Source organism: Flagellimonas alginilytica (assembly GCF_042134605.1).
In the GTDB taxonomy this organism is placed as follows: domain Bacteria; phylum Bacteroidota; class Bacteroidia; order Flavobacteriales; family Flavobacteriaceae; genus Flagellimonas; species Flagellimonas alginolytica.
Window position 1 is genome coordinate 3,418,225 of the sequence record NZ_CP169638.1, and the last position, 17,493, is coordinate 3,435,717.

Annotated in this window: 21 protein-coding genes; 11 read left to right on the forward strand and 10 right to left on the reverse strand. The window is 40.0% G+C overall.

Annotation, left to right across the window (positions count from 1 at the left end):
* The first annotated feature begins 1 nt into the window (after position 1).
* The gene (locus ABTP35_RS15305) at positions 2–958 is read left to right on the forward strand and encodes a sterol desaturase family protein (RefSeq protein ID WP_293295271.1); all 957 of its coding nucleotides are present in this window, start codon (positions 2–4) and stop codon (positions 956–958) included.
* A 151-nt stretch (positions 959–1,109) separates the two neighbouring features.
* Here ABTP35_RS15305 and ABTP35_RS15310 read toward each other — a convergent pair whose 3' ends face one another.
* Both ABTP35_RS15310 and ABTP35_RS15315 read right to left on the reverse strand, forming a co-directional pair.
* On the reverse strand, positions 1,110–1,487 hold the full coding sequence (locus ABTP35_RS15310) for a DNA topoisomerase IV (RefSeq protein ID WP_293295270.1): 378 nt from the start codon (positions 1,485–1,487) through the stop codon (positions 1,110–1,112).
* A 32-nt stretch (positions 1,488–1,519) separates the two neighbouring features.
* On the reverse strand, positions 1,520–1,930 hold the full coding sequence (locus ABTP35_RS15315) for a helix-turn-helix transcriptional regulator (protein WP_293295269.1): 411 nt from the start codon (positions 1,928–1,930) through the stop codon (positions 1,520–1,522).
* A 284-nt stretch (positions 1,931–2,214) separates the two neighbouring features.
* On the opposite strand from ABTP35_RS15315, the gene ABTP35_RS15320 reads away from it, so the two are divergent.
* The 3 genes from ABTP35_RS15320 (at position 2,215) to ABTP35_RS15330 (ending at position 4,429) form a co-directional block, all read left to right on the forward strand.
* Positions 2,215–3,318, forward strand: a complete 1,104-nt coding sequence (locus tag ABTP35_RS15320; protein WP_293295268.1) for a M14 metallopeptidase family protein — start codon at positions 2,215–2,217, stop codon at positions 3,316–3,318.
* Between the two features lie 98 nt (positions 3,319–3,416).
* A complete protein-coding gene (locus ABTP35_RS15325) occupies positions 3,417–3,896 on the forward strand; it encodes an Lrp/AsnC family transcriptional regulator (RefSeq protein WP_127141951.1) in 480 nt (159 codons plus the stop codon).
* A 14-nt stretch (positions 3,897–3,910) separates the two neighbouring features.
* Entirely contained in the window at positions 3,911–4,429 is a 519-nt protein-coding gene (locus ABTP35_RS15330) for a DinB family protein (RefSeq protein ID WP_293295267.1), read from the forward strand.
* A 1-nt stretch (position 4,430) separates the two neighbouring features.
* On the opposite strand, the gene ABTP35_RS15335 is transcribed toward ABTP35_RS15330, so the two are convergent.
* Both ABTP35_RS15335 and aroB read right to left on the reverse strand, forming a co-directional pair.
* Positions 4,431–4,757: a hypothetical protein gene (locus ABTP35_RS15335; protein WP_224836973.1), complete on the reverse strand. Its 327-nt coding sequence runs from the start codon at positions 4,755–4,757 to the stop codon at positions 4,431–4,433.
* A 94-nt stretch (positions 4,758–4,851) separates the two neighbouring features.
* On the reverse strand, positions 4,852–5,907 hold the full coding sequence (aroB, locus tag ABTP35_RS15340) for a 3-dehydroquinate synthase (RefSeq protein ID WP_224836972.1): 1,056 nt from the start codon (positions 5,905–5,907) through the stop codon (positions 4,852–4,854).
* 91 nt (positions 5,908–5,998) lie between these two features.
* Between aroB and ABTP35_RS15345 the strand changes: the two genes are divergently transcribed.
* Together ABTP35_RS15345 and ABTP35_RS15350 are read left to right on the forward strand one after the other, a co-directional pair.
* Positions 5,999–7,174 (forward strand): proline dehydrogenase family protein, encoded by a 1,176-nt coding sequence (locus ABTP35_RS15345; protein ID WP_293295266.1) that lies wholly within the window; start codon positions 5,999–6,001, stop codon positions 7,172–7,174.
* A gap of 54 nt (positions 7,175–7,228) precedes the next feature.
* Positions 7,229–7,861, forward strand: coding sequence for a hypothetical protein (locus ABTP35_RS15350; RefSeq protein ID WP_293295265.1), 633 nt, complete (start codon positions 7,229–7,231; stop codon positions 7,859–7,861).
* Positions 7,862–7,869: 8 nt separating this feature from the next.
* On the opposite strand, the gene ABTP35_RS15355 is transcribed toward ABTP35_RS15350, so the two are convergent.
* The 6 genes from ABTP35_RS15355 to ABTP35_RS15380 form a co-directional block, all read right to left on the reverse strand.
* Entirely contained in the window at positions 7,870–8,247 is a 378-nt protein-coding gene (locus ABTP35_RS15355; protein WP_252079722.1) for a DUF4258 domain-containing protein, read from the reverse strand.
* Between the two features lie 6 nt (positions 8,248–8,253).
* Positions 8,254–9,453: an alanine dehydrogenase gene (locus ABTP35_RS15360; protein WP_252079723.1), complete on the reverse strand. Its 1,200-nt coding sequence runs from the start codon at positions 9,451–9,453 to the stop codon at positions 8,254–8,256.
* Positions 9,454–9,498: 45 nt separating this feature from the next.
* The gene (locus ABTP35_RS15365) at positions 9,499–9,963 is read right to left on the reverse strand and encodes a hypothetical protein (RefSeq protein WP_293295264.1); all 465 of its coding nucleotides are present in this window, start codon (positions 9,961–9,963) and stop codon (positions 9,499–9,501) included.
* A 171-nt stretch (positions 9,964–10,134) separates the two neighbouring features.
* Positions 10,135–10,269: a hypothetical protein gene (locus tag ABTP35_RS15370; protein WP_293295263.1), complete on the reverse strand. Its 135-nt coding sequence runs from the start codon at positions 10,267–10,269 to the stop codon at positions 10,135–10,137.
* Between the two features lie 176 nt (positions 10,270–10,445).
* Complete coding sequence (gene tsaE, locus ABTP35_RS15375) at positions 10,446–10,862, reverse strand: tRNA (adenosine(37)-N6)-threonylcarbamoyltransferase complex ATPase subunit type 1 TsaE (RefSeq protein ID WP_293295262.1); 417 nt, start codon at positions 10,860–10,862, stop codon at positions 10,446–10,448.
* 7 nt (positions 10,863–10,869) lie between these two features.
* A complete protein-coding gene (locus ABTP35_RS15380) occupies positions 10,870–12,414 on the reverse strand; it encodes a PglZ domain-containing protein (protein ID WP_224836959.1) in 1,545 nt (514 codons plus the stop codon).
* A gap of 37 nt (positions 12,415–12,451) precedes the next feature.
* Here ABTP35_RS15380 and ABTP35_RS15385 point away from each other — a divergent pair, with 37 nt between their 5' ends.
* The 5 genes from ABTP35_RS15385 to efp are packed head-to-tail and all read left to right on the forward strand — an operon-like array spanning position 12,452 to position 17,487.
* The gene (locus ABTP35_RS15385; RefSeq protein WP_293295261.1) at positions 12,452–13,675 is read left to right on the forward strand and encodes an HD domain-containing protein; all 1,224 of its coding nucleotides are present in this window, start codon (positions 12,452–12,454) and stop codon (positions 13,673–13,675) included.
* A gap of 23 nt (positions 13,676–13,698) precedes the next feature.
* Positions 13,699–14,733 (forward strand): UDP-3-O-(3-hydroxymyristoyl)glucosamine N-acyltransferase, encoded by a 1,035-nt coding sequence (gene lpxD, locus ABTP35_RS15390; RefSeq protein WP_224836957.1) that lies wholly within the window; start codon positions 13,699–13,701, stop codon positions 14,731–14,733.
* Positions 14,717–16,129 carry a bifunctional UDP-3-O-[3-hydroxymyristoyl] N-acetylglucosamine deacetylase/3-hydroxyacyl-ACP dehydratase gene (locus ABTP35_RS15395; RefSeq protein WP_224836956.1) on the forward strand — a complete coding sequence of 471 codons (1,413 nt, stop codon included), beginning with the start codon at positions 14,717–14,719 and terminating at the stop codon, positions 16,127–16,129. Before lpxD ends, ABTP35_RS15395 begins: the two co-directional genes overlap by 17 nt.
* Positions 16,130–16,915 carry an acyl-ACP--UDP-N-acetylglucosamine O-acyltransferase gene (gene lpxA, locus ABTP35_RS15400; protein ID WP_224836955.1) on the forward strand — a complete coding sequence of 262 codons (786 nt, stop codon included), beginning with the start codon at positions 16,130–16,132 and terminating at the stop codon, positions 16,913–16,915.
* A 5-nt stretch (positions 16,916–16,920) separates the two neighbouring features.
* Positions 16,921–17,487, forward strand: coding sequence for an elongation factor P (gene efp / locus ABTP35_RS15405; protein WP_224836954.1), 567 nt, complete (start codon positions 16,921–16,923; stop codon positions 17,485–17,487).
* The last annotated feature ends 6 nt before the right edge of the window (positions 17,488–17,493 follow it).

Below are 17,493 nucleotides of genomic sequence, written 5' to 3' on the forward strand. Positions count from 1 at the left end.
TATGGATTTTACAAACCCCCTGGTATATGGAGTGCCAGTTTTTATTGCCTTTATTTTACTTGAATTAACTTACAGCAAAACTCACGACGACGACCATCTTTACAACTGGAAAGATCTCGCCGCCAGTAGCTTTATGGGCATTGGCTCCGCCATTTTGGGACCATTGTTCAAAGTTGCCTTCGCCATCCTCCTTTTTGAAGGGACCTATGAGCTTTTTAATCCCGAGATAGACGGGGTCAGAACCAACATTATGGGATACCAATCCTTCGGGTATGCTTGGTATATTTGGATTTTATGTCAATTGGCCGACGATTTTACCTATTATTGGTTTCATAGGGCCAATCACGAGGTCCGTATTCTTTGGGCGGCCCATATCGTACACCACTCTTCGGACAATTTTAATTTAGGTACCGCAATTCGCAATGGATGGTTCACCATATTGTACAAACCTTTCTTTTACATTTGGATGCCAGCTATTGGTTTTCCACCGGAAATGGTAGTGGTCTGTTTGGGTATTGAAGCATTGTGGCAGTTCCAACTACACACTGTTTATGTGCCTAAACTCGGCTTTTTGGAGAAAATATTCAACACCCATACCATGCACCAAGTGCACCACGCTCAAAATGTGGAGTATTTGGACAAGAACCATGGGGGCTTCTTAAATATTTTCGATAAAATGTTTGGGACCTGGAAAGAACTTGATGATAATATTGATGTAAAGTACGGTGTAATCCACGCGCCTAATTCCTATAATCCAGTGGTTATCCTAACCCATGAATTCAAAGATATTTGGAACGACGTTAAAAAAGTGGACAAACTATCGCACAAGCTGATGTATATTTTTGGACCTCCGGGATGGAGCCACGACGGAAGCACATTGACCGTTAAACAGCAACAACGATTGTTCAAAAAACACAAAGAGTCCAGTCCAGAACTGGCATATCAAAGACCCAATTAATAGAAAAGCAAGGATTTAACCCTTATTTTAACCTTCGAAGAAATCATTTCTGTCGGAGGTTTTTTTTAAAAACAACATAAGCGAAAGACGGTCAATCAATCAAATTGAAAAAGGTCGTATTTCAATTACAATACAAACTGATTGTCATACGTCAATCTATTTTATGGGCAGTACCTTTGAACTTTTTACTTTCACCGACAATATTGTATTCAAAAGTGTAGGAAGACCCTGAGGTCGTCAAGATCTTAATGTGAATAGGTTTTTCTTCCGCCTTGCTTTTTGGATTCAGATTTTTTAAAACGTATTCGCAGTCATTTATCCAGCGAACCGAGGAAGAATCTGTTTTACCCTCGAACTCATCAACTTCCAAATCCATTGTTCTTCGAAAAATCGTCTCTTTTTCCTCCCCGTTTATGGTAGCTTTAAAAGAAAATGTTCCCGTTTTAAAATCTTCGCAATTCCGCTCCGGTGGTTGACCACAAGAGAAACACAATAGAACAACGGCAGTTGTAAGTAGAAGTCTTGTCATAAGTGCAAAGAAACGGAAACTAGTCGAAAGGTTCAATCCTTTTTTGGATCAAAAGTCTTAAAGCTACCATCCCTGTATAGCAATATAATTTGAGCAGGGTTCTCTTTCCTTGAGCCGGATTTTTCAATTTGCACAGAAGACATAGCTTCCGTGTATTTTGCATCTGTACTTTCAACAATAGATTGTCCTTCTCTGATCTGGACAGAACCCTCCGTATCGCTCTCTATTGGAAAGGAACCTTTACCTTTCAACAACCAATATAGGTCAACCTCAGGGTAGGTATCGACCAACTTCATAACAAAGTCCAAGCTGGGTTTGTTTCTTCCGCTCAACAAATGGGATATACTGGATCTTTGCACGCCAATAGCATCGGCAAAAGCGGAAACGGACAACCCCAAATGATCTATAACCTGTTGTATGCGCAATATTAAATCGGAATTCACATCTGTAAATTTATATACAACAAAAGTAATGCAAGTAAAATTCCCCACAATGATATTCACTTAAAAATCACATTTATACTTGCACTATAGATTTAAATAAATAATATTACCCGCCTGATATAAAGGGATATAACTTAATTAAAATACATTCTGTTTACATTTGTACAAAAAGCAATGTTATTAATAAATTTCACGATTTACAAATGTGTAAATAGTTTACAAGTATGCGTTACATTTGTAAACTTATCCTATGGTATTTTTGTACGCTTTAATTAACGGTATACATGATTCACTATTCAAAGTTTAAAGAAGGCTCTATTCAAGGCAGGTACATAAACATGGACTCTATTCAAAAATGCTTTGCCAGACTTTCGGAGCCTCTTATTGAAATCGGAAAATCGGTCAACCAAGTTCAAATTCATGCTTTTCAATTGGGGAATGGCCCTATCAAGGTACTCTTGTGGTCTCAAATGCATGGTAACGAATCCACGACCACTAAAGCGTTATGGGATTTGGTGAATTTTTTACGGTCTAACGACCCCTTGGCCTATACTATATTAAAGGAATGCAGTTTAATGGTCGTACCCATGTTAAATCCAGATGGGGCAAATGTTTATACTCGAGAAAATAGTAATGGTGTGGATTTGAATAGGGACGCCAAGATGCAATCGCAACCCGAAAGCGTTGCGCTTCGTAGATTGTTCAATTCTTTTCAACCAGATTTCTGTTTTAATTTACACGATCAACGCACACTGTTCAGTGCCGGGAGCACCAACAAACCTGCAACAGTGTCGTTTTTATCTCCTGCCAGTAATAAAGAACGCGAGATTACCCCAACACGAGAAACGGCAATGAAACTAATAGCTGGGATGAATGTCATGCTGCAAGAACACATTCCCGGTCAAGTTGGGCGGTACGATGATGGTTTTAACGATAACTGCGTAGGGGATACGTTCCAAATGCTCGGTGTACCAACTGTATTGTTCGAGTCTGGACACTATCCGGGGGATTATGATCGTGAGATTACCCGGAAATACATATTTCTTTCCTTACTGGAAGCTTTTAAAATTATTGCCGAGCATCAGGTAGATGAGTTTTCTGTTGGAGATTATTTTTCTATTCCCGGAAACCGTAAATTATTTTTTGACATCATCATAGAAAATGCCGGAATAGTCAATCCCAGAATTTCTGACACTCACAAAGTTGGTGTCCGATACAAAGAAGTTTTGGTCGACGGCACTGTAGTTTTTGAGCCCCAAATAACGGAAGTAGGCACGCTAAATGGATTTTACGGACATAGAACCATTGAATGTGTTGATACCAAGGGATTTGGATTTACATACGCCGATACACCCTTACTGGATTTACTTAAAAACACCAAAGAATAACCGTTAATACGAACCTGTTCTTGCATTTTATTTAAAAAAAAACCATTTTTATTACGTAAATTTCCTTTTTTAACTAATTTTGCTGCAAAATCAATGTAATGAATAAAGTCAAATTAGACGAAATAGACCACCAGATATTGGACATGTTAATCGACAATACCCGTACACCGTTCACGGATATTGCCAAAAAATTGCTGATTTCTGCGGGTACGGTACATGTACGCGTTAAAAAAATGGAAGAGTCCGGAATCATCAAAGGATCTTCTTTAACCTTGGATTATGTAAAGTTGGGCTATTCCTTTATCGCATATGTGGGTATATTTTTGGAAAAAACCCATCAAACCAAATTCGTGCTCGAACGTCTAAGTCAAATACCTTACGTGACCGTGGCCCATATTACCACCGGGAAATTCAATATTTTCTGTAAAATTAGGGCCAGGGATACAACACACGCAAAAAACATCATTTTTAAAATAGATGATATTGATGGTATTAGTAGAACGGAAACTATGATTTCTCTTGAAGAAAGCATCAACGATAAAAGACGACTGATGCACACCATCTTCAACGAGCTGTAATCCACACCTCTTATATGTTGCTTTCGGAACTGCCTTCTTCTGAATACAATCCATTTTACCGAACCTATATTATGGCTTTGGGAAACGTGGATCTGTTGGAGGAGCTAAAAATGGGCAGAACCGCTTTTTTGTCTCTTTTTGATGAAATTACAGACAAAAAATTGAGTTTTGCCTATGCCGAGGGCAAATGGACGTTGGCAGAGTCGATTGTCCATATGATCGATACGGAAAGAATCTTTCAATATAGGGCACTATGTTTTGCCAGAAAAGACAAAACACCGTTGCCCGGGTTCGATCAAGATGATTATGTCCCAAACTCCAATGCCCATCTGAGGACGAAGCAAAGTCTGATTGAAGAATATGCGGCTGTAAGAGCAGCAACGATTACCCTGTTTTCTTCTTTTGATGATGTGGCGATGAACCAAATAGGTATTGCCAGCGATTCCAAAATGAGTGTAAGGGCATTAGGGTTTATCATTAGTGGCCACCAGGCCCATCACCTAAAAATTATCCAAGAAAGGTACTTGGTGTAGATCAATAGTCGGTTTCACCATCTAATTCGTCGGAAGCGGATTCCATACCATCCAAACCATCTTCCTCAAATTCAGAAGCAACCAAGTCGTTATCCAACTCCTTTTCAATGGCTTCCTCGAAGTTGGCTATAAAATTGGAAAGGCTTTTGCTGATTTTTACCATATAAATAGTGTCGTCCGTTTTAACTTCCACTGCCTCGATCACTTCCCCATTCGGTTTTTTTATGGTAATTATGTCGTCGTCGCCATAACCGTCGGGATAGGAATCGATCAAAGTGGCCGCAACGTGGTGGTCCAACTTTTTGTAGTCTATCAAAATTCGTTTCATAATGGTTAGTTATAAATTCCAATCCTAAACTAGAAATTTTTAAACTTGATAGGTACAGAGAGTTACGTAAATTAAAAAAAAGTAGGTGAACGGCTTATTCGCTGTAGTATGCAAATGCTTTGTGGAACAATTCCTCGGGCACTTTTATATCGGTCACTGCCTCGCCAATCGCCTGCAACAGCACAAAATTGACATTTCCGTGAGAGTTTTTCTTGTCATATTTTAGCAATTTTAGGATGGCATCAATATCATCTTCGGTGAACTCTACACGGTCAAAATGCTGCAGAAACCCCATTTTTATCTCGTCCAGGTCTAACTTGGAGAGACCTCGAAGTTCGTGAGACAGGTATCCTTCCAAGATCATACCAACGGCAATCGCCTCACCATGTAACAAGGTTGTTCTATTTGGGTTGTCCAAACAATACGACTCAATGGCATGCCCCAAGGTGTGACCGTAATTCAATATTTTACGGAGTCCCTGTTCTGTGGGGTCCTGCATAACCACTTCATTTTTAATGGCTATGGATTTTTGAATACAGCCGGCTTCGGCAAAATTACCTTCTAAGGTGAGTTCTTTCCAATATTCCTTGTTTTGAATAAGACCGTGCTTCAACATCTCGGCATAGCCACTTTTGGTCTGCCTTGAATCTAATGTTTTGAGAAATTCAGGAAAAATCAATACCATTTGTGGCTGGTTGATCACCCCGATCTGGTTTTTCAAAGAACCTAGGTCTACCCCCGTTTTACCTCCAATAGAGGCATCTACCATAGAAAGCAGGGTAGTGGGTATATTAATAAAATCTATCCCTCTTTTAAAGGTAGAAGCAACAAATCCACCCATGTCGGTCAAAACGCCACCTCCCAAATTGATCAAAAGGCTTTTTCTGTCTCCATCCAACTGCGAAAGCTCCTCCCAAAGTTGTAAACAAGTCCTAATGTGCTTATTTTCTTCACCGGATGCTATTTCCAAGATGGCATCCACCGGTCCATCAAAAATATTTTTAAGGACAGGCAAACAATGTTCCTTGGTATTTTCATCTACCAAAAGAAATACTTTTGAATATTTTTTTTGGGCAACATGTTGATTGAGAGCAGCTTTTGCCAATTCGTTGATGTGTACCTCGTAGGATTGTGATTTAACCGACTCCATAATTTTATTTACACCGCTAAATAAAGACTAATTTTAATTATATGGTTATAGATTCCCTACTTATCTTTGAATCTTTAATGTATTGTAAATAATGCGACCAAATTTTGAGAATACTGCAATAGCATTTGAGCTAAAGTCGGACTCCCAGCTGGAGCGAGCTTATTTTCTTTTTAAAATGATTTCCAAAGAACCCCTGGTACGAATCGGTACTGCGGTCACGAATTTTGCCATAAAGGCGCATCTTCCCGTAGAAGGGTTGATCCGGGCAACGGTATTCGACCATTTTTGTGGCGGGGTAAGCGAAAAAGACTGTCTGCCGATCATAGATAATATGTACGGTAACGGGGTATATTCCATTTTGGATTATTCCGCCGAGGGCAAGGAGGTGGACAATCAGTTTGATTTTACCATGGAAAAAACCTTGGAGATCCTAGATTTTGTAAAAGAAAAAGACGCCATGCCCTTTGCCGTGTTCAAACCCACGGGTTTTGGTCGTTTTAAGCTTTTTGAAAAAGTATCTGCACGGAAGGAACTTACGGAATCTGAGCAAGCAGAGTGGGGGAGAATTGTACAGAGGTTTGAGAAAGTATGCCAAAAAGCATACAATTTGGATGTTGCCCTTTTGATAGATGCAGAAGAAAGTTGGATGCAAGATGCCGCGGATGACCTGATTTTGGACCTAATGCGCAAATACAACAAAAAGAAGGCCGTTGTATTCAATACCTTTCAAATGTACCGTTGGGACCGCATGGAGTATATTAAAAAAATATATGGACTGGCCACCTCGGAAGGATTTAAAATTGGGGCCAAGGTAGTGCGCGGCGCTTACATGGAAAAGGAAAACGATCGTGCCCATGAAAACGGATATGAAAGCCCGATCTGCAAGTCCAAAAAGGACACGGACGAAAATTATGATACTGCCATTGCATTTATGATGGAGCATTTAGAACATTTTATCATCTTCGCAGGTACTCATAACGAGCAAAGTAGCCTTAAACTGGTAGATCTTATGGAAAAGAATGGAGTTGCATCGAACGATGAACATATTTGGTTTGGGCAGTTGTTTGGCATGAGCGACCATATTACCTATAATTTGGCCGCAGAAGGTTATAACTCTGTAAAATACTTGCCCTACGGTCCTGTTCGCGACGTAATGCCCTATCTGATAAGAAGAGCAGAGGAAAACACTTCGGTTGCCGGACAAACATCCCGGGAGCTTGCCCTGATCACCAAAGAACGGAAGCGGAGGAAGTTGGGGGATCAGTAACCAAACTGTAACAATTCTCTACTTTTGGACACTTATAGGTCAAATCCCATTTTTATGGAACTGGACCTACTAAAAAAGAGTTGGAAAAAATTAAACTTTGAAACAGGTGAAGATGCAGTGCCCGATTTTTCTATTATCAGAAAAAAAGAGTCTGTTTTAGCTTTAAATACCGCCCGAAAGCTATTTGTTTTTTCAATGTTAGAGTTCGCTCTTTGGGGTGTTCTGGGAATAGTACTTCAAGTTTATTTTCAAAAAGACATCCCTGAATCTTTCTTGCAGTTTAAGCCATTGATTATTTTGGAAAAAATAAATTACTTGGTATTGGCTGTTTTTATTGCTGCATTTTTATGGTCTTACAATACAATTAAAACAAATATCGGGGTTAGAGAGATGCTATCCCGAATATTGCAAAGCAAACAACTTGTCACGTACTATGTAAACTATAACATCATAGTGTTTGGTTTAACGTTTTTAACAAGTTTTGTTTGGGAGCTTTTCAACAATGAACAGCTTGTAGTGTTGTTGCAAAACAAGAATGGGCTGGTGATTCCCGGGCTTATAGTTTTTGGTACTGCATTAACCCTTATCCTTACCGTACTGGTTCATAAGGCCTACATGTTTTTTTATGAAAGATTCATTCTAAGCTTTAATACACTACTGAAAAACCTTAAAGAACTGGAAGAATAATAGAATTTTTAGTCAATAGTCGGTTTTACTGCCTGAACTTCAATGTCTTTATCACAATTTTTTACTTTCAGTTCCAACTCTTCCCCATTGTAATCGTGTGAGATAAAATAGGTTTTGCATGGCTTGGATTTAGTGTCGCTTTTACTAAAATCCACATCGCCATCCTTAAAGAAAGATTGGATAAGCAGAGTGTCTCTGTACTGCTCGCGTAGGGATTCGGAGAAAGTCAAGGGTTTGGATCGCATGTCCTTGAGCACCCTGCAATTGGGCAAATAGCAGAAATCGATTCCCCCTTCACCTGATTTTTTCTTCAAAAAGAATACTAAAAATATCAATCCTATGGATAGTCCAACCAAGTACCACCCCAATCGTTTCAAAAAACCCATTTACAATTAAAAAATAAGAAAGTTAATATCGTTGTAATTCAACCCAAACCAATCCCCGACCGATTTATTGGTCAAAATACCGTGGTACATATAAAGTCCGTTGCGCAAACCTTTGTCGAACCTAAGGGAATGTTCCAATCCCCCTTCTTCACCAATTTTTAATAAATACGGCGTAAATATATTGCTAATGGAAATCGAAGAGGTACGAGGATATCTGGATGGAATATTGGGAACACCGTAATGGATCACGCCATATTTTTCGAAGGTCGGTTTCCGGTGTGTGGTCACTTCGGAAGTTTCAAAACAACCGCCCATATCAATACTGACATCTATAACTACTGCACCTTTTTTCATATTTTCCACCATGGAACTGGATACAACAACGGGCGAACGGTCCTTGCCTCGGGTCGCACCAATGGCAACATCGCAACGTTTTAAGGATTTTATCAGGTTCTTGGGCTGCACGGTAGAAGTGTACAGGGTTTGGTTCAGGTTGGTCTGTAATTTTCGCAGTTTACTGATGGAATTATCAAAAACTTTTACATTGGCGCCCAAACCCAAGGCCGAACGTGCTGCAAATTCACCAACAGTTCCAGCGCCTATAATCACAACTTCTACAGGCGGCACACCACTTATGTTACCGAACATTAAACCGTTCCCCTCGCTGGGCATGGCCATTAACTCCGCAGCTATTAAAATAGAGGAAATCCCAGCGATCTCGCTTAGGGATCGAACTGCAGGATAATTACCATCGTCGTCCCGAATGTATTCAAATGCGATAGCCGTCAATCGCTTTTTGGCCATAACCTCAAAATATTCCTTGTTCTGCGTCTTGATCTGCAAGGCAGAAATAATAATGGTCTGCGGATTCAGGTAATCAATTTCGGTAAGGGTAGGTGGCTCAACTTTTAAGATTATAGGGCAAGAAAACACTTTTTTGGTATCGCGGGTAATTTCTGCGCCTGCGTTGGTATAATCTATATCCAAAAAATTGGCCCCTTCACCGGCCCCGGATTCAATTAAGACCCTATGCCCATGTGCCGTGATGGCATTAACGGCATCTGGTGTAAGGCACACCCTCTTTTCTTGATATTGATTTTCTTTTGGGATACCTATAAAAAGCTCACCTTTTTGTTTATCGATCTCTAAAGTTTCTTCTTGTGGAAGTAACTGTTGTTTGCTAAATGGAGAGGAAGCTTGGCTCATATAGGGTAAATCTATTCTAAACGCCCCAAGGGCATTTGAGCAAATTTACATTTTTTTTGAAGTAGTCTTTTGGCGTTGCTCCAATTTCTCGCGTTCCTTGCGCAATTCCTCTTTTTCCTTAAGAATTTGAAGTTCGGTATCCATAGCCTCCAGATCGATGCCATGTACGTGTTTATCCACCAACTTGACCCTAATAAAATAAACAACGGGAATCACTACCATGGTTACGGCAATTATGTACAAGATTTCATTTTCATCCACAATACCCGATTCAAAGGTTAAGACAGAAAACAATTGAAAGCTGTACATGGCAATCGGAATCAAGATGGTGTAATACCACCATTCTTTTGAGGTAATAAACCAAATTATCAACAACAACAATGGTACAATTTTACCAAAATAGTAATAAAAGGAATCTGCTACATCATTAAAACCATTGTTTCCAAATTCAATTCCTAAAAACGAATATGACGTACTACCTACGGGAATGTATTTATACCAATAAAACATAATAGGGGTTATAGCAATTAAGATTGCAAATATTCCCTCCAAAATGAATTTTTTTCTGATACTTTTTTTGCTGCTCATTACTGGTGATAACATAAAAAAGTTCAAATTATTGTAAAAAAAATGACCCTATTTAAAAAACAGGGTCATCTCATTCTTACAAGGATATCAAAATTATAATTTTTTGATATCCTTTTTCTTGATGCTAGTAGTTTGATCTTTGTCAACTTTAACAACATCTGTAGAAACAGCTGTCATTGCCAAAAATGCAACAGCTAGCAATCCAAAAAAAACTTTTTTAGTGTTCATCGTAAAAGAGTTTTTGGTTAATAAATGAATTCATTCTTCCGGACAAATGTAGGAAAATATTTCAACTTTACATGCCCTTTATCGATAAAATTGGTTTTTAAACGCAAAAAAACAACACTTTGTCGAAAATGACCCGTCCAGAACAATAATTTGTTTGAATATAGACCTATTGCGTTTTAAGAAATATTTAACTCGATTGAACGTGTGTTTTCATCGATAAAATGCAAGAATACCCCCACAGCATCTTCCGGTAGTAGGGACGATATTTTATCGGGCCATTCTATAAATAGCCAAGCATCCGAGTTCAAGTAATCATCAAACCCCATATCCAACGCCTCCATTTCATCGTTGAGTCGATAAAAATCGAAATGATAGGCCAGGGGGGGGTTATTTTTATCCGAATATTCGTTAACCAAACCGAATGTAGGGCTGTTGGCCACATCGGCCGCGCCAAGTTCCTTTACCATGGCCTTTACCAAAGTGGTTTTGCCTACGCCCATATCGCCATAAAGACACAAAATTTTATTTGGAGCTTCCTGCAGCAATTGTTTTGCCACATCTTGGATTTCATCTAACCGAAAAGTTCTCTTCAAAATGATACTATTTAGGGTCCAAAACTACAAAAGGAACGATCATTTCTTCCAATGAAACCCCACCATGTTGATAAGTGTTGCGGTAGTAACTTACGTAATGATTATAATTATTGGGATAGGCAAAAAAGAGGTCGTTCTTGGCAAAAATAAAGCTGCTGCTCAGGTTAATGTTGGGCAAATGTATTTCTTGTGGGTTCTTTGTTGCCAGCACTTCTTTTTCTTGATAAGTTAGGCTTCGCCCGGTTTTGTAGCGCAGATTTAAGCTAGTTTCTCTATCGCCGATAACTTTGGAAGGTTGCTTTACATTAATGGTACCATGATCGGTGGTCAGGATCAATTTCATGCCCAAGTCTTGTGCTTGTTGAATGATTTCCAGTAAAGGGGAATTTTTAAACCAGCTTAGGGTAAGGGAACGATAAGCCTTGTCATTCGAAGCAAGTTCCTTCACCACTTCCATTTCGGTTTTGGAGTGGGAAAGCATGTCCACAAAATTATAGACCACCACCGTAAGGTCGTTGTCTTTTTGACATTTAAAATTTTGGGCCAATTGTTTTCCTTGCTTTAGGTTGATAATTTTATGGTATTCCCAATTTAAATCCAGCCCCAAACGTTGTAATTGTTCGCCCAAAAACTCTGCTTCAAAAAGATTTTTCCCTCCTTCGTCCGTATCATTTTTCCACCAATCCGGATAACGCCTTTCCATTTCCGAGGGCATTAGGCCAGAAAAAAGGGCGTTACGGGCATACTGCGTAGCCGTTGGCAAAATGCTGAAATATGCGCATTCCTGTTTTTTCTTGTAATGCACGGATAAAGATTTCTCAAATGCCAACCATTGATCATATCTTAAGTTATCTATGACCACCAAAAGGGTTTTACTGCCTTCCAGCTCCGGTTGTATTTTATTTTTGAACAAGGTATGCGACATAATGGGAGCGTTATCGCCCTTGAACCATTCCTTATAATTCTTGTCCACAAATTTTCCGAATTGCGAGTTGGCTTCCACTTTTTGGGATTCCAGTATTTCGAACATTCCGGAATCCTCGATCTGTTCCAGTTCCAATTCCCAATAAATCAATTTTTTGTACAGCTCCATCCACTCCTCATATGTATTGATCATGGAAAGGTCCATAGCAATCTTTCGAAATTCCTGTTGATAATTGGCTGTAGTTTTTTCCGATACCAATCGGGAGTTGTCCAAACTCTTTTTTAGGGACAATAAAATTTGGTTGGGATTTACGGGTTTTATAAGATAGTCGGCGATTTTGGATCCGATCGCCTCGTCCATGATGTATTCTTCCTCACTTTTGGTGATCATCACCACAGGAATGGAACCATCGTATTTTTTTATTTCGGTCAAGGTTTCCAAACCAGAAAGACCTGGCATATTTTCATCCAAAAACACAATATCAAAAAAGGTCTCCTTGATCTCCTCGATGGCATCTTGTCCGCTCTGGCTCGTAACTACATTGTACCCTTTACTTTGTAAAAATAATATGTGTGGTTTTAACAGGTCTATTTCATCATCGACCCATAGAATTGTAATCTTGTTCATATAGTAGTTATCTTTGTGGGAAATAAAACAAAAAACTTTGGTAAAAACCAATAAGCTTAATGTTTTCAACGATCCAATTTACGGTTTTATTGGAACTCCCAACGAACTAATTTTTAGTCTGATCGCCCACCCTTACTTTCAAAGGCTGAGGCGAATATCCCAAATGGGACTTTCTTATTTGGTGTACCCGGGAGCACACCACACTCGGTTTTCACATGCCTTGGGCAGTATGCATTTAATGACTAAGGCCATTCAGGTACTAAAAATAAAAAACGTTCCCATAACCGAAGAGGAAGAAAAAGGCCTTCTGTGCGCCATATTGCTTCACGATATTGGTCATGGACCATTTTCCCACGCCTTGGAGGGCCTTGTTGCCAAGGAAATTAGCCATGAGCAGATTTCCTTAAAATTTATGCAGGAGCTCAACAAAGAGTTCAATGGACAATTGGATACGGCCATTGCCATTTTTAAGGGGGATTACCCAAAAACCTTTCTAAACCAATTAGTATCCAGTCAACTGGATATGGACCGATTGGATTATTTAAAGCGGGACAGTTTTTATTCTGGGGTAACGGAAGGCAACATAAATTCTGAAAGGCTTATTTCCATGCTCAATGTAGTGGAAGGAAACTTAGTGTTGGAAGAGAAAGCCATATATGCGGTGGAAAAATTTTTGATGGCCCGTAGATTTATGTACTGGCAAGTGTATTTGCACAAAACTGGATTGGTAGCGGAACAATTATTGGTCCGGGTCATGCAACGCGCCCGCCTTCTCTTGAGTAAAAACACAGAACTTACCTGCAGCAAGCCCTTATTGTTTTTTTTAAAGAACAATGGCACGTTGAAATTTAATGCCGAAATTTTAAAGACCTTTGCCGATCTTGATGATATGGATATCCTGGGAGCTCTGAAAACTTGGCAATTCCATGAAGATTTTGTCCTATCCAAACTTTGTAAAATGCTATTGGAAAGAAGACTGCTCCATGTTAAGGTAAAGAAAAGGGCCCTTTCCACAGAAAAAATGGAAGAGAAATTGAATTGGATCATGGAAAAACACGATCTTTCCATAGAAGAAGCTTCCAATTTTGTGTTTCAAGGGGAGATATCCAACAAGGCCTATAGCAAAGATGAAGCCATCAAAATTTTAAAGAGTAACGGCAAAATATCGGATGTTCTGGAGGAATCGGACCAACTCAGCTTAAAAGCACTGGCAAAAACCGTGACCAAATATTATAGCTGTTATCCTAAGAAAGCCGTTTAACAAATTTTGTTACTTTTGCACCAATGAAATTTACAGCTACCCAAATTGCCGGAATCCTAGAGGGGGAAGTTGAGGGAAATCCTCAAATCGCTGTCCATAAATTATCTAAGATTGAAGAGGGTGAAAAAGGGTCGTTGACCTTTTTGGCCAATCCTAAATACACCTCTTATATTTATTCCACCAAGGCATCCATTACCATAGTAAACAAGGATTTTGTTCCAGAGCAGTCCATTACAACAACATTGATCAAAGTTGATGATGCGTACAAATCCTTTTCCAAATTATTGGAATACTATAATCAGGTTAAAAATAACAAAGTGGGTATAGAAAACCCCTGTTATATTTCGGAAACCGCAAAGTACGGCGAAGAATTTTACCTGGGAGCGTTTGCTTACCTCGGAAACAATGTGAACATAGGCAATAATGTAAAAGTCTATCCCAATGCCTACATTGGCGATAACGTGACCATTGGAAACAATGTAATCGTTTTTGCAGGTGCCAAAGTCTATTCCGAAACCATAATCGGCAACAACTGTGTAATCCATGGTGGTGCCATTATCGGGGCGGACGGATTTGGATTTACGCCCAATGCCAACGGAGAATATAGTAAAGTGCCCCAAACAGGCAACGTTATTATAGAGGACAACGTTGATATTGGTGCAGGAACTACAATAGACCGTGCAACCCTAGGGTCCACTATATTAAGGAAGGGAGTAAAACTGGATAATCAAATCCAGATTGCCCACAACGTGGAAATTGGTGAACATACAGCCATTGCGGCCCAAACCGGTGTAGCTGGTTCCACCAAAATTGGCAAAAACTGCTTGATCGGCGGCCAGGTAGGTATTGTAGGGCATATTACCATTGGCGATAGGGTTCGTATACAGGCACAATCCGGAATAGGCAGAAATGTAAAGGACGATGAAGTACTCCAGGGATCTCCTGCCTTAAATTATGGTGATTTCAACAAATCGTACGTACACTTTAAGAATTTGCCAAAATTGGCAAATCAAATCTCCAACATAGAAAAAAAAGTTGAAGGTGAGCAAAACAAGTAACAAACAACGCACAATAGCCAAAAAAGTAAGCCTACAAGGTGTAGGTTTGCACACTGGGGAAAATGTAACAATGAGTTTTCTTCCTGCTGACGAAAACCATGGTTTTGCGTTTAAAAGAATAGATCTCGAAGGTGAACCCATAATAGAGGCCGATGCCAATTATGTGGTAAACACCCAACGTGGAACCAATCTGGAAAAGAACGGAGTCAAGATCCACACATCGGAGCATGTTTTAGCAGCTTTGGTAGGTTTGGATATAGACAATGTTCTCATAGAGTTGGATGCACCGGAACCTCCGATCATGGACGGTTCTTCCAAATTTTTTGTCGAAGCTTTGGAAGAGGCCGGGATAGTGGAACAAGAGCAGGAACGTGAAGAGTATGTGGTAAAAGATGTGATTTCTTATAAAGATGAGACCACGGGAAGCGAAATCACCATTATTCCCGCAGAAGAATACCAAGTAACCACCATGGTGGACTTTGGAACCAAAGTTTTGGGAACACAGAATGCCACATTGGAAAAAATGTCGGATTTTAAAGAAGAAATAGCCGATGCCCGCACATTTAGCTTTCTACATGAACTCGAAATGTTGTTGGAGCATGGACTAATAAAAGGTGGAGACCTAAACAATGCCATTGTGTATGTGGACAAGGAAATCTCCGAATCCACCATGAAAAAGTTGGAGAAAGCCTTCAATAAAGAAAAACTCTCCGTTAAGCCCAACGGTATTTTGGATAACCTGACTTTGCACCACCCAAATGAAGCTGCACGTCATAAGTTATTGGATGTGATCGGCGATTTGGCACTTGCCGGAACCCGGATCAGAGGAAAAGTAATCGCCAACAAACCCGGGCATTTTGTGAACACCCAATTTGCAAAAAAACTATCCAAAATCATAAAGATCGAGAAAAGGAACAAAGTTCCCACATACGACCTGAACCAAGAACCATTGATGGATGTGAACGAAATTATGGCAAGATTGCCGCACAGACCTCCATTTTTATTGGTCGATAAGATTTTGGAACTATCCGACACACATGTGGTGGGCGTAAAAAACGTGACCATGAACGAGCCGTTCTTTGTGGGCCATTTTCCTGGTGCACCGGTAATGCCAGGGGTATTGCAAGTGGAAGCAATGGCTCAAACGGGAGGAATTCTTGTATTGAGCACTGTTCCCGACCCTGAGAATTACCTCACATTCTTTATGAAGATCGATAAGGTAAAATTTAAGCAACAAGTAGTTCCGGGAGATACCTTAATTTTTAAATGTGATCTAATTTCGCCCATCCGAAGAGGAATTTGCCATATGCAGGCCTATGCCTATGCCAACGGGAAGTTGGTTTCGGAAGCAGAACTAATGGCGCAGATCGTAAAAACAAAAAACACAGATTCGTAGATGAACCAACCTTTAGCATATGTTCACCCCGGGGCCAAAATTGCCAAAAACGTGGTAATTGAACCCTTTACCACCATACACAACAATGTTACCATAGGTGAAGGCACATGGATAGGCTCCAATGTGACCATTATGGAGGGCGCCCGTATCGGGAAAAACTGTAATATATTCCCCGGTGCCGTAATTTCGGCCATGCCCCAGGACTTAAAATATCAAGGAGAAGATACCACGGTCCAGATTGGCGACAATACCACCATTCGTGAATGCGCCACTATCAACAAGGGAACATCCGACCGGATGAAGACTGTAATCGGCAACAATTGTCTAATTATGGCCTATTGCCATATTGCACACGATTGTTTGGTGGGCGACGGTTGTATATTTAGCAATAATTCCACTTTGGCAGGACACGTCACCATAGGTCAAAATGTAGTTCTGGCAGGTATGGTGGCAGTTCACCAATTTGTATCCATTGGAAACCACGCATTTGTAACAGGTGGCTCTTTGGTTCGTAAAGATGTACCTCCTTATGTAAAGGCTGCGAGAGAACCACTTTCCTATGTTGGCATCAATTCCATTGGATTGCGAAGAAGAGGTTTCGAATCCGATAAGATTCGTGAGATTCAAAATATTTACAGACTACTTTATCAACAAAACTATAACAATTCCCAAGCTGCGTCCATTATAGAAGCAGAAATGGAGGCAACCCCGGAAAGGGATGAGATTCTTCAATTCATCAGAGATTCGCAGAGAGGAATTATGAAAGGATATTTCAGTTCAAACTAAAATTTATGGCAAGTACTTCAGATATAAGAAAAGGATTGTGCATCAAGTACAACAACGACATCTACAAAATTGTGGAGTTTCTTCATGTTAAACCAGGTAAAGGGCCTGCATTTGTCCGTACCAAATTAAAGAGCGTAACCACCGGAAAAGTAATCGACAACACTTTTTCCGCCGGTCATAAAATTGAGGACGTCCGTGTAGAAACACGCAGCTATCAATTTTTGTACAACGAAGGTGAAACATATCATTTTATGAACACCGACGATTACACTCAGATCGCATTGCAAAGAGACGCATTGGATGCTTACGATCTTTTGAAAGAAAGTGAAGTGGTAACCATTATTTTCAATGCTGAGGACAACATGCCGCTTTCCGTTGAAATGCCCGCAAGCGTAGTTTTGGAAGTTACCCACACTGAGCCAGGTGTGAAAGGAAACACCGCTACAAACGCAACAAAACCGGCAACGGTAGAGACTGGGGCCACGATCAATGTTCCTCTTTTTATCAACGAAGGAGATAAGATAAAAATCGATACGGAGAAAGCTTCCTATTTGGAGCGCTCCAAAGAATAAGGCTGA

Bases quoted from the DNA above. Each gene is read 5' to 3' on its own strand.
- ABTP35_RS15320 (WP_293295268.1), top strand. From the start codon at position 2,215: ATGATTCACTATTCAAAGTTTAAAGAAGGCTCTATTCAAGGCAGGTAC.
- ABTP35_RS15350 (WP_293295265.1), top strand. From the start codon at position 7,229: ATGGAACTGGACCTACTAAAAAAGAGTTGGAAAAAATTAAACTTTGAA.
- aroB (WP_224836972.1), bottom strand. From the start codon at position 5,907: ATGGAGTCGGTTAAATCACAATCCTACGAGGTACACATCAACGAATTG.
- ABTP35_RS15305 (WP_293295271.1), top strand. From the start codon at position 2: ATGGATTTTACAAACCCCCTGGTATATGGAGTGCCAGTTTTTATTGCC.
- ABTP35_RS15365 (WP_293295264.1), bottom strand. From the start codon at position 9,963: ATGTTTTATTGGTATAAATACATTCCCGTAGGTAGTACGTCATATTCG.
- lpxD (WP_224836957.1), top strand. From the start codon at position 13,699: ATGAAATTTACAGCTACCCAAATTGCCGGAATCCTAGAGGGGGAAGTT.
- ABTP35_RS15360 (WP_252079723.1), bottom strand. From the start codon at position 9,453: ATGAGCCAAGCTTCCTCTCCATTTAGCAAACAACAGTTACTTCCACAA.
- ABTP35_RS15370 (WP_293295263.1), bottom strand. From the start codon at position 10,269: ATGAACACTAAAAAAGTTTTTTTTGGATTGCTAGCTGTTGCATTTTTG.
- ABTP35_RS15325 (WP_127141951.1), top strand. From the start codon at position 3,417: ATGAATAAAGTCAAATTAGACGAAATAGACCACCAGATATTGGACATG.
- ABTP35_RS15335 (WP_224836973.1), bottom strand. From the start codon at position 4,757: ATGAAACGAATTTTGATAGACTACAAAAAGTTGGACCACCACGTTGCG.
- lpxA (WP_224836955.1), top strand. From the start codon at position 16,130: ATGAACCAACCTTTAGCATATGTTCACCCCGGGGCCAAAATTGCCAAA.
- efp (WP_224836954.1), top strand. From the start codon at position 16,921: ATGGCAAGTACTTCAGATATAAGAAAAGGATTGTGCATCAAGTACAAC.
- ABTP35_RS15380 (WP_224836959.1), bottom strand. From the start codon at position 12,414: ATGAACAAGATTACAATTCTATGGGTCGATGATGAAATAGACCTGTTA.
- ABTP35_RS15345 (WP_293295266.1), top strand. From the start codon at position 5,999: ATGCGACCAAATTTTGAGAATACTGCAATAGCATTTGAGCTAAAGTCG.
- ABTP35_RS15330 (WP_293295267.1), top strand. From the start codon at position 3,911: ATGTTGCTTTCGGAACTGCCTTCTTCTGAATACAATCCATTTTACCGA.
- ABTP35_RS15310 (WP_293295270.1), bottom strand. From the start codon at position 1,487: ATGACAAGACTTCTACTTACAACTGCCGTTGTTCTATTGTGTTTCTCT.
- ABTP35_RS15355 (WP_252079722.1), bottom strand. From the start codon at position 8,247: ATGGGTTTTTTGAAACGATTGGGGTGGTACTTGGTTGGACTATCCATA.